Origin of the sequence: Streptomyces genisteinicus (assembly GCF_014489615.1) — a bacterium.
GTDB classification, from domain to species: domain Bacteria; phylum Actinomycetota; class Actinomycetes; order Streptomycetales; family Streptomycetaceae; genus Streptomyces; species Streptomyces genisteinicus.
The window spans coordinates 6424599-6438839 of the sequence record NZ_CP060825.1 but is presented as its reverse complement, the minus strand read 5'-3'; the positions used below and the strand labels follow the sequence as shown (position 1 = coordinate 6438839).

Annotated in this window: 12 protein-coding genes and 1 pseudogene; 3 read left to right on the top strand and 10 right to left on the bottom strand. The window is 73.9% G+C overall.

Going from position 1 to position 14241, the window contains the following annotated elements:
* The first annotated feature begins 219 nt into the window (after window positions 1-219).
* On the top strand, window positions 220-729 hold the full coding sequence (locus tag IAG43_RS27710) for a DUF6232 family protein (RefSeq protein ID WP_187743402.1): 510 nt from the start codon (window positions 220-222) through the stop codon (window positions 727-729).
* Window positions 726-1082, top strand: coding sequence for a hypothetical protein (locus IAG43_RS27705; RefSeq protein WP_187743401.1), 357 nt, complete (start codon window positions 726-728; stop codon window positions 1080-1082). Before IAG43_RS27710 ends, IAG43_RS27705 begins: the two co-directional genes overlap by 4 nt.
* Before the next feature lie 43 nt (window positions 1083-1125).
* Here IAG43_RS27705 and IAG43_RS35235 read toward each other — a convergent pair.
* The 4 genes and pseudogenes from IAG43_RS35235 to IAG43_RS27685 form a co-directional block, all read right to left on the bottom strand.
* Window positions 1126-1619, bottom strand: a pseudogene (locus tag IAG43_RS35235) (DM13 domain-containing protein).
* Window positions 1620-1942: 323 nt separating this feature from the next.
* Entirely contained in the window at window positions 1943-3508 is a 1566-nt protein-coding gene (locus IAG43_RS27695) for a carbohydrate-binding protein (RefSeq protein WP_187743400.1), read from the bottom strand.
* Window positions 3509-4161: 653 nt separating this feature from the next.
* On the bottom strand, window positions 4162-5193 hold the full coding sequence (locus IAG43_RS27690; protein WP_425508657.1) for a zinc-binding dehydrogenase: 1032 nt from the start codon (window positions 5191-5193) through the stop codon (window positions 4162-4164).
* Between the two features lie 168 nt (window positions 5194-5361).
* Window positions 5362-6585 carry a glycosyltransferase gene (locus IAG43_RS27685; RefSeq protein WP_246574588.1) on the bottom strand — a complete coding sequence of 408 codons (1224 nt, stop codon included), beginning with the start codon at window positions 6583-6585 and terminating at the stop codon, window positions 5362-5364.
* Between the two features lie 133 nt (window positions 6586-6718).
* On the opposite strand from IAG43_RS27685, the gene IAG43_RS27680 reads away from it, so the two are divergent.
* The gene (locus IAG43_RS27680; RefSeq protein ID WP_187743398.1) at window positions 6719-7768 is read left to right on the top strand and encodes a DUF2804 domain-containing protein; all 1050 of its coding nucleotides are present in this window, start codon (window positions 6719-6721) and stop codon (window positions 7766-7768) included.
* 51 nt (window positions 7769-7819) lie between these two features.
* Here the strand turns inward: IAG43_RS27680 and IAG43_RS27675 are convergent, their stop codons facing one another.
* The 6 genes from IAG43_RS27675 to IAG43_RS27650 all read right to left on the bottom strand — a co-directional run bounded on the left by IAG43_RS27675 (window position 7820) and on the right by IAG43_RS27650 (window position 14202).
* Window positions 7820-9358 (bottom strand): alkaline phosphatase family protein, encoded by a 1539-nt coding sequence (locus IAG43_RS27675; RefSeq protein ID WP_187743397.1) that lies wholly within the window; start codon window positions 9356-9358, stop codon window positions 7820-7822.
* 248 nt (window positions 9359-9606) lie between these two features.
* A complete protein-coding gene (locus IAG43_RS27670; RefSeq protein WP_187743396.1) occupies window positions 9607-10665 on the bottom strand; it encodes a 2-aminoethylphosphonate ABC transporter substrate-binding protein in 1059 nt (352 codons plus the stop codon).
* 23 nt (window positions 10666-10688) lie between these two features.
* Window positions 10689-11486, bottom strand: coding sequence for an ABC transporter permease (locus IAG43_RS27665; RefSeq protein ID WP_187743395.1), 798 nt, complete (start codon window positions 11484-11486; stop codon window positions 10689-10691).
* Complete coding sequence (locus tag IAG43_RS27660) at window positions 11473-12474, bottom strand: 2-aminoethylphosphonate ABC transporter permease subunit (RefSeq protein WP_187743394.1); 1002 nt, start codon at window positions 12472-12474, stop codon at window positions 11473-11475. The genes IAG43_RS27665 and IAG43_RS27660 overlap by 14 nt, the downstream gene beginning before the upstream one ends.
* On the bottom strand, window positions 12467-13525 hold the full coding sequence (locus IAG43_RS27655; protein ID WP_187743393.1) for an ABC transporter ATP-binding protein: 1059 nt from the start codon (window positions 13523-13525) through the stop codon (window positions 12467-12469). The genes IAG43_RS27660 and IAG43_RS27655 overlap by 8 nt, the downstream gene beginning before the upstream one ends.
* Window positions 13525-14202, bottom strand: coding sequence for a phosphonatase-like hydrolase (locus IAG43_RS27650; RefSeq protein WP_281403999.1), 678 nt, complete (start codon window positions 14200-14202; stop codon window positions 13525-13527). Before IAG43_RS27650 ends, IAG43_RS27655 begins: the two co-directional genes overlap by 1 nt.
* Between the last annotated feature and the right edge of the window lie 39 nt (window positions 14203-14241).

Below are 14241 nucleotides of genomic sequence, written 5' to 3'. Positions count from 1 at the left end.
CGTGCGCGGATTTCCGGACGCCCCCTCCGCCTTTGGCTGCTTTTCCTCTCTCCTCCGGTGTGCCGTCACCCTCCTAATGGTGCGGACCACAGCGATCCGAACGGGGGCCGGATGGACAGCACACCTTCCCCGGGGGCACCGCCCCCTCAGCCGCCGCACCGTCCGTGGGACGGGCGGACGCCCGCGGCACCGCCGCCCGCCGCGACCGACGACGTCGTCATGCGCGTCGAGACCAACCTGCTGTGGGTGGCCGAGGCCGCCTACCCGCTGCGCAACATCACCCGCGTCCACACGTTCACCCTCAAGCCGAAGCGCATGGAGGCGTTCCTCTCCTTCCTCAAGTGGCTCGCCGTCACTGCGGTGGCGGTCCTGGTGATCGGCGCGGTCAGCAGGGAGACCTCCTCCTACGGGGAGGACGACTCGTCGGGGGCGATCGCGGTCGGCGCCGTCGTCGCGATCGTCCTCGTGATCCAGCTGGTGAAGGAACTCGGCGCGCCGTCCCAGCACGTGCTGGAGGTCGAGACGGCCGGTGCGTCCACGGCCATGGTCACCCTGCCCGACCCGGTGCAGCTGCGCCGGCTGCTCCAGTCCCTGGTGCACGCCATCGAACACCCCGAGGTCGAGTTCCAGATGCGTGTGGAGCGGGTGCTGGTGAATCCGAAGAACTACCACTTCGGCGACAACGTCAACATGTACGGCGGGATGAACAACGTGGGAGTGAGCAAGTGACCGAGGGGACCGGGAACCACTTCACCAGCAACGTCCACGGCGGCGACAACGTCAACATCTACGGCGGGACGGGCAACCAGGGCATCGTCCACCACCACGCGCCCGCTCCCGCACTCGCGGAGGCAGTCGCACGGCTGGAGGAGCTCGTCGCCGAACTGCGCGGCGAGGTCGGGCCCGGTGGCGCACGCGTCCTCGACTCCTCGCTCCCGGCGATCACCTCCGACGCGACCCCGCCGCAGACGCGGCGCGACGCCCTGGTGGCCGTCTCCGCGATCGCGGCGACGGCGGGAGAGCTGGGCCGACCGGTGGTGGACGCGGTCACCCAGGTGCTGGCGCTGCTGGGGCTGGGGTAGCGGGCGCCCCCGGTGCGGGTGCGCGGCGGGGCCCGCCGCGCACTCAGACCGGGGACAGCTCCGCGGCGCCGAAGGACACGTCGAAACGGTCGCACCAGATGCTGACGCTCGTGTAGTCGGCGGGGTCCACACGGCGGGGCAGGGTGTAGTTCTGGTCGCCCTTGTTGCCCTTGAGCTTGCCGAGGCGGACATGGCGCCCGTCGTCGAAGACGTGCCACCCCGCGCGGCCCTCCCTGACCGCGGCGTCGCTGAGCAGCACGCGCAGGTCGGGCCCGTTGCTGGTGTCGAGGGCCTCCAGGCGCAGGGTGTGGCTGCCGTCGGCCAGCCGCAGCAGCTTCACCGTGCCGGACGTCTCGTGCTCGTGGGTGATCAGCGCGCCCTGGGCGACCAGGAGCGGAGCGGGGGTTCGGCCGCCTCCTCCTGCCGCTGCCCGGACGGCTGCGCGGTGGGCGCGGGCAGGGCCTCGCGCACCGTCTCGTCCTGCCACAGCTTCCACGGCTGGAACCAGTACAGACCCAGGGCTCCGCCCACGAGCATCACCGCCAGCACCGCCGCGCCTGAGCGGCGGGTCCACCGCACGCGCCGGATCCGCACCGTCCGCACCCCGTTCCTCCGTCGGTCCACCGTGCCGGGCCGCACTGTCCGGCACACGGTGAACGAAAGCATCCGCCGCTCCGGGGCGCGCCGTCAACCGCCGCCCGGCGGCACGCCGACGGCCCGGTCCGCCGGGTGTGGGGCACCCGGCGGCCGGGCCGCGGTGTCGCGGTGGGGCCGCGTGACGGAGGTGGACGTCCGCGGTGGGGCCGCGGACGCGGAGCGGACCGGACGCGCCCGGTGGGGCCGGGCGCGCGGCGGGCGGATCAGCCGAAGGTGACGTTCAGGCGGCCGTCGGAGGCGTAGGACCAGCGCAGCGCGCCCGCGTAGGCGGAGCACTTGGAGCCGTTGGTGCCGGTCCAGAACTGGTTGGAGGAGTCCGCGTTGCCGACGGTCTTGTCGTTGGAGCCGTCGCCGCTGCGGCAGGAGACGTTGTTGCGGAAGACGGACGACCCGTTGTCGAAGGAGAAGTTGCGCTCGCTGTTGTCGATGCTGATGTTGTCGGAGACCGTCATGCTGCCCAGGTTCCGGTTGTACGTGAACCCGTGCTTGCCGTTGTCGTAGGCGATGTTGCGCCGGATGACGTGGTTGACGCCGATGTCCTCGCCGCCGAGCTTGTAGCCGTTGCGGTCGCCGCTGGAGTTCTGGGTGCCGTCGGAGAGGGTGCCGTTCTCGTATGCGAGGGAGTCCTCGATGGTGACGGCGCCGATGGGTCCGGTGTCGGTCTTGGTGTAGAGGTCCCAGCCGTCGTCGATGTTGTTGTGCGCGACGGCGTAGCGGAAGACGTTGCCGGGGCCGGAGGTCAGCTTGGCGGCGAAGCCGTCGGCGTCCTCGCCGTCGGAGTCGGCGTTGTCGTGGGACTCGGCGCTCAGGACGAGGTTGTTGGCGGGCCACTGGTCCTTGGGCGTGCTGGAGAGCATCCGGGAGAGCTGCAGCCCGGTGTCGCGGTTGTAGCGGGTCACCGTCCGCTCGAAGACGTTGTTGCTGCCGCCGACGAAGATGCCGTTGTCACCGGCGCGTTCGACGACGATGCCCTTGACGTGCCAGTAGTTGCCGTTCACCGCGAGCCCGCGGTTGGCCGGGTCCTCGGCCTGCGCGGAGAAGTTCAGCACCGGGGTCTCCCCCGGGTAGGCGGACAGCTCGGTGCGGTCCCCCGAGGTGCCGTTGTTGCCCTGCGGGACGGTGACGGTCTGCGAGTGGCGGTAGGTGCCGCCGCGCAGCAGGATCGTCCCGCCGGGGGTGATGCGGCCGATCGCCGACGTGAGGGTCGTCGGGTCGGACAGCGTCCCGGTCGCGCCGTCGGTGCCGTTCGGGGCGACGTGGAGGGTGCCAGCGGACGTCGGCGGCGGGGTGGTGGTGCCGCCGCTCGTCTCCGCCTCCAGGTGGTCGATGTTGGGGAGGCCCGCCGAGGTGGTGGGGTTGAGCCGGACGGTGTTGGCGCCCGCGGACAGCGGCACGGTGACGGTCCTGGTGGCCCACGTGTCCCAGGCGCCGGTGCCCTCGAAGGACAGCGTGGCGACGGTGGTGCCGCCGACGACGACCGCGGCGGGGCGCGCGGTGGTGGTGCCGTTGGCGAAGCGCACGGTCAGGGTGGCGGTGCCGGCGGCCGGTGCGTTCACGGTGAACTGCACGTGGGCGCCGACCGCGTTGGTGGCGTTGCAGAATCCGCTGCCGGACCAGCCGGCCCATTCGGTCTCGACGGCGCCGGTGCAGACCGCCGGGGATGACTCGGCCTCGTAGCGCACCGTGGCGGCCTGCGCCGGGTTCACGGACAGCACGGCCAGAGCACCTGCCAGCAGGCCGGTGCACGCGAGGGCGGCTCTCATGTGCATGGTTCGTCTCCATGTGATCGGCTCGGGCGGCCCGTCGGGCCGCCGATGGGGGGCGAGCACGGGGTGGGGATGTGGTGTGGGGCTCTCGGTGTGGGGCTGTCGTGCGCACGGTCCGGGTGCGTCGGCGCGCGGGGATGCCGGTGCGCGGGGATGCGGCGGGGTGAACGGGTGGGGCGCCCGTACGCCCCCGTCGGGGACCGTGTGGAGCCGCGCCGGGTAAGCGCTTTCGTCGGAACCTAGAGCCCTCCCGGCACACCGTCAATGACTTGTACATGATTTGGATTCATGGACATGAACTTTCTGACGCCGCATCGGACGATGTGCCGGATATCCGGCGCGGTCGGCCACGGAGCCGGAGACAGGCCCTTCGGGCCGCCGCCGGGCCCTCGGCCCCGGGCGTACGGCCCGGGCTCCGCACAGCGCTCCACGGCGGCGGGCGCTCACGGCAGCCGGGCGCCGGGGCGGTGTCGAACAGGTCCGGCTCCCGGGCGGCCGCCGGTGGTCACGGACGGGGCGCCGCGGGGCGTGCCCGGCCGCCGTCGAGGGGGGCGGTGAGGCGCGGGGAACGGGACGATCGGGGCCCGGGGCGCGAGGAACGGGGGCCCGGGGATCGGGGCGCGGGGTCCGGGAATCAGGGTCCGGGAATCAGGGTCCTACGGATGCAGGACGATCTTCCCCACATGCCCCCGGCGGGCGAGTTCCTCCTGCGCACGAGCCGCCTCGTGCAGCGGGAACGTGGCGGCGACGACGGGCCGGATCTCCGCGCGGCGGGCCATGTCCATGAGCAGGTCGAAGTGTGCGGGGGTGTGCATGGAGGAGCCGATCAGCTGGACGTTGTGCAGGTAGAGCCGGCGCACGTCGAAGGAGACGCCGAAGCCGCCGAGCGCGCCGGCGACGACCCATCGGCCCCCTTCGCGCATCAGCGGCAGCCCGTCGGACAGCAGCTCCCCCGCCACGACGTCGAGTGCGACGTCGACGCCCCCGGGTGCGGCGGCGCGGATCTGTGCGGCGGTGTCCCGCGCGCGGTCGACGACCACGTGGGCTCCGGCCTCCCGCACGGCGTCGGTCTTGCTCCCGCTGCTGACGGCGATCACCCGCGCGCCCCGCGCACGGGCGAGCTGCACGGCGGCGAGGCCCACGCCGCCGGACGCTCCCGAGACGAGGGCGGTCTCCCCCGCCCTCAGGCGGCCGCGTTCGATCATGCCGAGCGCCGTGCCGTAGGCCGTCGGCAGGGCGGAGAGCTGATCGTCCGTCAGGGCGGAGTCCGTCACGTCGTGCAGGCGGGCCGCGGGCGCGGTCACGTACTCGGCGTATCCGCCGTCGCGCTCGCTGCCCATCAGGCCGACCGGGTTCGCGTCGGGATCCTCCGCGTCGTAGACGGCCGGATCGACCACCACCCGGCGCCCCCGGAGCCGGGGGTCCGCCCCGGGGCCGACGGCCACGACCTGTCCGGCCACGTCGGCGCCCTGGATGCGGGGGAAGTCGATCGGCCCCCGCCAGCCGGACAGCGCGGCCGGGTCTCCCGGGCGGCCGTACGCTCCCTCCCTGGTCCACAGGTCGGTGTTGTTCAGCGCCACCGCACCGACCCGGACCAGCACGTCGCCCGGCCGCGGGACCGGCACGTCCACCTCCGCGGGCTCGAGCACCTCGGGGCCGCCGTGCCGCGTGATGCGCACCGCCTTCATGGACCGGGGAATCTCCACCGTCGCGTACCTCCTCGGGACCGTCATGCCGTGTCCGTCCTCGTCAGGAGCAGACTGCCGGGCCCGTACCCGCGTTCCGGGACGACACACCCGCACATCGCGCGGCGGGCGGGGCCGGAGCGGGCGAGCCGGTCGGGGCGGCCCGGCGGATCAGCGTGTCAGGCGGTCGAGTGCCGCCAGCACCGGTGCGGTGCCGTCCTCCGCGGCCAGGCCGTCGGCGAGGGTGCGCGCCCGGACACGGCAGGACGCGTCGGAGGTCGCCCGGTGCAGGGCGCCCGCCAGGGCGCCGGAGGTGAGCCGGCGCAGCGGGACGGCGGCGGGGGCGGTGCCCAGGGCGGTCAGGCGCGAGGCCCAGAAGGCGGCGTCGAACTGGACGGGCACCGGCACGCTGGGCACCCCGGCGCGCAGGACGGCGGCCGTCGTGCCGGCTCCCGCGTGGTGCACCACGGCGGCCATCCGCGGGAACAGCGGGGCGTGCGGCACCTCGTCGACGGTGAGCATGTCGTCGCCCTCGGCCTCCAGCCCCGCCCAGCCCCGCTGGACGACACCCCGCACACCCACCGCGCGCAGCGCCGTGACGATGTCGCGGCTCATCCGCTCCGGGTCGGGGACGGTGGCGCTGCCGAGGCCGACGAAGACGGGGCGGGGCCCCGCGGCGAGGAAGTCTTCGAGCGCACGCGGGAGCCGCCCGGTGTCGTGCGGCCACCAGTATCCGGCCACCTCCAGCCCGTGGGGCCAGTCCCGGGGCCGGGGCACGACGAGTTCGCTGTAGCCGTGCAGTACCGGCGGCGGCCGGTGGCCGCGGGAGCGGCGCGCCGCCGCCAGGCCGTGCCGCCGCAGGGAGCGGACCGACCGGGCGAAGAGCAGGTCCACCGTCGTCATGACGGCCTGCCCGCTGAGCCGGTTGCCGACGGTTCCCAGCGACCGCGTCCCCAGCACGGGAGCGGGGAACTCCCCTGTGGGGTGCAGCGGTTGGAGGTGGAGGCCGAGGGCGGGCAGCGCCAGGCGTTCGGCGATGGCGTAGCCGAGCGGCCCCAGCGCCCCGCCGACCAGCAGCACGTCGGCCGTCCGGGACGCCTCGACCAGGGACGCCGTCAGCTCGTCGGCCGCTCGGCGGGCCATGGCCACGAGCCGTACCAGCTTCCCCGCTCCGGTGCGCGCGTCGTGCAGCCTCCGGCCCCGCGGGGAGTGCAGTTCGGCCCGGGGGTCCACCGGCAGCGGATGGAACGCCGTCCCCGAACCGGCCACCAGAGGCTCGAACAGCGCGTGCGTGGCCAGGGTCACGTGGTGCCCGGCCCGCACCAGCCCCGCGCCGAGTCCCGTGTAGGGCGCGACGTCGCCGCGCGACCCCGCCGTCATCATCACGATGCGCATGCCGCCAGTGTGACCCACCGGGCCGCGCGGCCCCGGCCGCCGTGCCGGGACGGGGCGCCGTACCGGGACGGGGCGGGCTTGCCCTGCGGGCGCGTCGACAACCCTGCGGGTCGATACACCTAGGCTGCGCCCCATGACGACCGATGAGCGCGAGATCACCGCCCCCGTCGACCTGTGCCGCGCGGACGGGCGGCTGGAGCCGGAGGCGGTGGGGTGGTCCCGGCGGCCGCTGCACCGCTCGCGGATTCCCGGGTGGGGGCGCACCAAGCGGTGGGAGTACTGGTGCGTCACGACGCCCACGCATCTGGTCGCGCTGACCGTGAGCGATCTCGACTTCCTCGCCCTGAACACCGTGTACGTGCTGGAATTCGGCCCGGACGGGCGGGAGTTCGAGCGCACCGCGATCGTGCCGGGCGGTCCCGGAACCGCGCTGCCGGATGCCGTGGCCGGGGCGCCCGGATGCGCGCCCGTGGTGGTCGGACCCGAGCGGCCCGTACGCGGGCAGGTGCGTGTGGAGATCCGGTCCGAGGGCACGGGGACACGGCTGCGGGCGCGCTGTCTCGCACCGGACGACCGGCTGCCGGTGGAGGTCGACCTCCTGGTGGGGATGGACGAGGGGCACGAGACGCTGTCGGTGGTGGTGCCCTGGAGCGAGCGGCGCTTCCAGTACACGTCGAAGCAGACGGCGCGGCCCGCGTCGGGCACGGTGCGGATCGGGTCGCGGGTGCTGGAGTTCGGGGACGACGCCTGGGGCACGCTCGACCACGGGCGCGGGCGGTGGCCGCGGTCGGTGGAGTGGAACTGGGGCGCCGCCTCGGGCCGGACGGACGGCCGCACGGTCGGGCTCCAGTTCGGCGGACGGTGGACGCGGGGCACCGGGTCCACGGAGAACGCGCTCTGCGTGGACGGCCGGCTCAGCAAGATCGGCGAGGAGCTGGAGTGGGACTGGTCCCCCGAAGACCACCTCGCCCCCTGGCGGGTGCGCACACCGGACGGGGACGCGGTGGACCTGGTCTTCACCCCGTTCCACAACCGCTCCGTGCGCACCGAGGCGGTCCTGCTCGCCAACCGCACCGACCAGTGCTTCGGGCACTGGTCGGGAACGGTCCGCACGGACGACGGCGAGCGGATCGGGGTGGACGGGCTGCTCGGGTGGGCGGAGGACGTCCGCATGCGCTGGTGAACGGTCCGGGGGCGGGCGGGCGCGGTGCGCGGTCCGTCCGCCCCCGGGGTGTCAGACGACCTGGACGTCGTCGACGGTCCAGAACCAGTTGTTGGTGCCGGTGTAGCGGAACCGCACCTGGATGCCGGTGGCTCCCGCCGGGACGTCGAGCGCGACGCTCTCGGTCCGGGCGACGGCGTCCGCGGTCAGCGTCCTGACGACCCGCGGCGCGCCCCCGTCGTAGGAGACGAGGACCTGTGCGGTCTGCCCGGCCTCGTGCCGGTAGTGGGTCTGGAACCGCAGGGTGCGCGAGGTGCCGCCGGCCACCTGCCAGGTGGGGCTGACGAGTGTGGAGTCGAAGGTGCCCGTGGTCGCCTTGTCCGCCCATTCGTCGGAGTCCGCGACGGCGAAGACGTCACGGCTGCGCACGTTCAGCTCACGCCACTGGTCGCGCTGGGACCGGGTCCAGAAGTCGTCGGTGGCGAAGGCCCAGCCGCGCCACTCGGCGACGCCGCCGCCGCCCATCGCCGAGTTGTCGACGGCCCAGCCGGCGGGCGCGGTGCGGGTGTGGCCCTTCAGGCCGGCGGGGATCTGCGTCTCGTCGGTGCGGGCCTGGAGCCGGGGGCGCAGGGTGTCGAAGGCCTCGGCCCGGGGCATGCCCAGGGGCACGCCGTCGAGGCCGGCCGTGGAGACGCCGAGGTGGTCGAGCGCGGTGGCGGCGACGTCGACGAGGCGGACGTCGTGGCGGACCGCGCCGGCCGCGATACCGGCGCCCCTGGCGAGGACGAAGGTGCCCCGCTCCTCCGGCGTGGAGCCGCCGTGGCCGCCCGCGGCGGTGTGCCCGTGGTCGGTGGTGACCAGGATGCGCCAGTCCTCCTGGCCGTACGTCGGGCGGGCGGCCACGGCGTCGAGCACGGTGCCGATGTGCCGGTCGGTCCGCGCGACGGCGTCGAGGTACGCCTGGGACGCGGCACCGCTGCCGTGGCCGGCGACGTCGATCTCGCCGAAGTAGACGAAGGAGGCGTCGGCGGCCGAGGCGCGCAGTTCCGCGGCGGCGGCGGAGGCGATCTTCGGGTCCTGGACGCCGTATCCGTCGGCGTCGCCGCGCAGGCTGTAGCGCTTGTCGACCTTCGCGGAGTAGATCGGCCCGTTCTGTTCGGCGGAGGCGATCGGCTCCCAGTCGGCGGCCGCGTAGGTGGACAGCTGGGGCTTGGCGTTCTCGACGCGGGTGAGCCAGTCCGGGTGGGTGCCGAACTGCTTGCCGGTGAAGGAGTTGTCCTTCACTCCGTGCCGGTCCGGCCACACGCCGGTGGCGACGGTGGACCATCCGGGGCCGGAGGAGGTCGCGGCCATCGGGCCCGCGTAGAGCAGGGATTCGGCGGTCGTGCCCTGGGCCATGAGGCCCTTCAGCCGGGGCGCGTCGGCGGCCTTGACGCGGCTGAGGACGGCGCCGTCGATGCCGATGACCAGGACCTTGGGCGTCAGGGCCCGCGGCGCGGCGGGTGCGGCGCCCGCGGGGGCGGCGAGCTGGACGGTGCCGGCGAGGAGCAGGGCCGCGGCCGCGCCCAGGGCGAAGGCGCGCGGGACGGGGCGGCAGGGCGGGGCGGACATGAGGGACACGAACTCCTCCAGGGGAGTCGGGGGTCGGCACGGGCGGGTGGTACTGCTGTCGCCGTGGTGCGGGGCGGCAGGGCGGGGCAGTGGGCGGGGCGGGAGCCGCGTTACGGCGCGGTGCGGTGCGGCACGGACAGGACGAGCCGGTGCGGTACGGCACGGACAGGACGAGCCGGTGCGGTACGCCACGGACAGGACGGGCCGGGCGGCGCGGTGCGGTGGGATGCCGGCGCAGGGGCGCCCGGTCAGCTTCCGGTGGCCGCCTTCCAGGCGTCGACATAGCCGACGAGGTTCTTGTCGATATCGGCCCAGTCGGGCTCGAAGATCTCCACACCGTTCATCAGGTCGGCCAGTGCCCTGGCGTTGGCATCGTCGGGCGTGATGTCGCCGCGTGCGGGGAAGCCGCCGCCGATCTCGCTGACCTGGCGCTGGGCCTGCTCGCCGAGCATGAAGTCGAGGAGCTTCTTGGCGTTGCCGGTGTGCGGGGCGTTCTTCACCAGGCCGGCGGCGTAGGGCAGGGCGAACGTGGTGGGCTTGCCGCCGCGCGTCCTCGGGAACCAGATGCCGAGGTTGGGCATGGACGCGGACTGGGCGAAGTTCATCTGCACGTCGCCGTTGGCGACCAGGAGTTCGCCCTTGTCGGTCTTGGGCGCGAGCTTGGAGGTGGAGGAGGACGGGCCGACGTTGTTGGTCTGGAGCTTCTTCAGGTAGGCCATGGCCTGCTCCTTGCCGCCGAAGTCGTGCATGGCCTTGATGACGACGGCGGTTCCGTCGCCCGCGACGCCGGGCGTGGAGTACTGGACGCGGTTCTCGTACTTCTCGTCCAGCAGTTCCTCCCAGGTGGCCGGCGGCTGCTTCAGCTCCTTCTTGTTGTAGACGAAGGAGAAGTAGTTGTTGACGACGGCGGTCCAGGTGCCGTCGCCGGCCTTGTCGGCGGCGGAGACCTGCTCGGAGCCGCGGGGCTCGTACGGCTCCAGCAGGCCCCTGCCGCCGGCCTGCTGGATGAACGGGGGCAGGGTGACGAGGACGTCGGCCTGGGTGTTGGACTTCTCGCGCAGAGCGCGCTGCACCATCTCGCCCGAACCTCCCTCGACGTACTCGACCTCGATGCCGGTCTCCTTCTCGAAGTCGTCGAAGACCCGGTCGTACCAGCCGTCGCCGTTCTCGCCCTTGAGGCCGTCGGCGCTGTAGACGGTGACGGTGTTCCTGTCGGCGGCGGCGGAGCCGCCGCACGCGGTGAGGGAGGCGGCAAGGAGGAGGGAGGCTGCGGTGGCGGCGGTGACGTTCAGCGGTCGGGCACGCATGGTGATCGGTTCTCCAACGGGGGTCAGCGGTAGGACGCTCTGGTGCGGATACGGGAGACGGCCAGCAGCACGAGCAGGGTGACGGCCATCAGGACCACGGCGACGGCGGAGCCGGTGAAGAGCCGGCCGCGGTCGGTGGCGGTGAAGACGTGGACGGGAAGCGGGGTCCAGTCGGGCGGGTAGAGCATCATCGTGGCGCTCAGTTCGCCCATGGACAGGGCGAAGCACAGCCCGGCGGCCCCGGTCAGGGACGGCAGCAGCAGCGGCAGCTTCACCCGCCACAGGACGTACCGGGGCCGGGCGCCGAGCGAGGCGGCGGCCTGCTCGTACGCCGGGTCCAGCCGCACGATCGCGGCGGAGACCGACTGGTGGGCGAAGGCGGTGACGAGCACCGTGTGCGCGAGGACGACGATCGTGCTCGTGCCGTTCAGCAGGAACGGGGGCCGGGAGAAGGCGACGAGGACGGCGAGGCCGACGACGACGCTGGGCACCGCGACCGGCAGCATGAACAGGGCGTCCACGATCCGGCGTCCGCGCTCCCGCAGTCCGGCCGCGGCAAGAGCGGCCCAGGTGCCCAGGGCGAGCGCGAGGGCACTCGCGGCGAGGGCGGTGACCAGGCTGGTGGTGAGCGCCCGGAGAGCTTCGCTCCGGGTGGCGGCGGCGTAGTTCGCGGTGGTGAACCCGGAGGGGAAGGCGCTCGACCAGTGGGTGGCGAACGAGGCGGCCACGATCACCAGCAGCGGCAGGGCGAAGACCGGGACGAAGACGAGGAGGAAGCCGGTCCAGACGGCCCAGCGGCCCTTGCGGCTATGCACGAGCACGGCGGCTCACCACCCGGTAGAGACCGTAGAGGCCCACGGAGATCGCGATGTTGACGACGGCGACGACGCAGGCGGCCGGGTAGTCGGACTCCAGGATCGCCTTGCTGTAGACGAGCATCGGCAGCGTCGTGACGTCCTTGGCGCCGGTGAACAGGACGATCCCGAACTCGTTCATGCTGAGGACGAGCACCAGGCTGCCGCCGGCCGCGAGCGCCGGCAGCGCCTCGGGGAGGATCACCTGCCGGACGATGCGCGGGGCGCGGGCGCCGAGCGAGGCGGCGGCCTCGATCTGCGCGGTGTCCAGCTGGGAGAAGGCGGCGAGCAGCGGGCGCATCACGAACGGTGTGAAGTACGTGATCTCCGCCAGGAGCACGCCCCATGGCGTGGTCAGGAACCGGAAGGGCCCGGCGGCGTCCCCGGTCACGTCGGTCCACAGCCCGTTGGCCATGCCCACGGTGCCGTAGACGAACAGCAGCGCGAGCGTGATGAGGAACGACGGGAAGGAGAGGAAGACGTCGATGAACCGGGAGACCGAGCGGGCCCCGGGGAAGGGCACGAAGGCGACGACGAGCGCGAGGAGGAAGCCGAGGACGACGCATCCGGCGGTCGAGCCGACGGCCAGCCACACGGTGGTGCCGAGCGCCTCCCTGAAGGCGCCTGAGGCGAACACGTCGGCGTACGGCCGGAGCGTGGTGCCGCCCGTGGCGGGCTGGAGGGACTGCTGGACGACGAGGGCGAGCGGGTAGAGGAAGACGAGGCCGAGCACGGCGAGGGGCGGCAGGGCCCAGAGCGGTGCCGTGCGCATCCGGGTACCGCGCGGGGCGGCCGCCGGGGCAGGCGTCGCGGACGTCGTCCCAGCCGGCCGCGCCGCATCCTCGGAGGCCGTCTGCGCGGAGGTCCCCGTGCCGGGGCGAGCGGCGTCCGGCGAGAGGGCGGGCCGGGGTACGGGGACGGCGGCGTCCGCCGAGGTGGCGGGCGGCCTAGCCATGTGCGGCCCCCGCGCCGAGCAGCACCCCGTCCTCGGGGGCGAAGTGCAGCGCGATCCGGTCGCCGACGGCCGGGGGCTCGCGCAGTTCGCGCACGTCGGCCATCAGGGGCCGGCCGCCGACGTCGACGTGGACGCGGTGGGTCGCGCCGCGCCACTGGACCTCGGTGACGCTGCCGTGGAGCGTGTTGGGGCCCTCGCCGAGTCCGACGAGGTGGGGGCGTACGCAGAGGGTGGCGGTGGTGCCGGGGCAGGCGCCGCTGCGTCCGGACACCGTGAGCGGAACACCGTCGAGGACGACCGAGCCGGCCGGACCGAGGGAGACCGGCAGCAGGTTGGCGTTGCCGACGAAGGAGGCGGTGAACTCGGTGCGGGGGCTGCGGTACAGCTCCTGCGGGGTGCCGCAATCCCTCAGCCGTGCCCGGTCCATGACCGCGATCCGGTCGGCGAGCGTGAGCGCCTCGACCTGGTCGTGGGTGACGTAGAGGATCGTGACGTCGGGCAGTTCGCGGTGAATGCGGGCGAGTTCGGCGAGCATGTCGGAGCGCAGCCGGGCGTCCAGCGCGGACAGCGGCTCGTCCAGGAGCAGCACACCGGGCCGTACGGCGAGCGCCCGGGCGATGGCGACGCGCTGCTGCTGGCCGCCGGAGAGCTCGCGCGGGTACCGGCGGGCGAAGTCCGCCATACCGGTCATCTCCAGGGCATCGGCGACCCGTCCGGATATCGCGGCCCGGGGTTCCTTGCGGGCCCGGAGACCGAAGGCGACGTTCTCGGCGACCGACAGGTGCGGGAAGAGCGCGTAGCTCTGCACGACCATGCCGATGCCGCGGCGGTGCGGTGGCAGGCCGGTCACGTCGCGGCCGCCGAGGAACACGCGGCCGGAGGCGGGGCGTACGAAGCCGGCGACGGCGCGCAGCGCGGTGGTCTTGCCGGAGCCGGAGGGGCCGAGCAGGGCCATGACCTCACCGGGCTCGACGGTGAGGTCGAGGTGGTCGAGGACGACAGTGCCGTCGTAGGCGACGGTGACGCCGTCGAAGCGGATGCCGCCGTCCATCAGCCCGTCCCGTCGATCAGGGCGGGCAGTCCGGCGACGGAGCCGAGGACGTGGGTGGCGCCCGCCGCGCGCAGTGTCTGCTCGTCGTGCGCGCCGGTGAGCACACCCGCGACGACTCCGGCCCCGGCGCGTAGGCCGCTGAGCATGTCGTAGGCGGTGTCGCCGGCCACGGCGACCTCGCGGACGTCGTCCGCGGCACGGGTGCGCAGCAGGGCGTGGAGCACCAGATCGGGCCAGGGGCGGCCGCGGCCGCCCGCGTCGGCGGGGCAGAGGGTGAGCCCGACGAGGCCGCGCCAGCCGAGCGCGTCGAGGAGGGCGTCCTGGGTGACGCGGGCGAAGCCGGTGCTCAGCACGACCGTGCGGCCCGCGGCGGCGAGTTCCTCGACGGCCTCGCGTGCGCCGGGGACGGGGGCGACGCGGCCGCCGGCGACGAGCCGGCCGTACTCCTCCTCGAACGCGGCGTTGGCCTGCTGCGCCCTGGCCTCGTCGTGGAACAGCGCGCGGAAGACGGTGATCTTCGACTCTCCCATGGTGGCGCGGACGTACCGGAGCTTCTCGGCGTGGTCGTCGGTGCCGGGCTCGACCCCGAGCCGTTCGGCGGCGCGCGAGAAGGCGTCCTCGACGAGGCCGCCGTCGGCGACGGTGGTGCCGGCCATGTCGAGGACGACCAGCCGGATGCGGGGCGTCCGGGCGGCCGCGGGAGCGTGCGGGGGCGG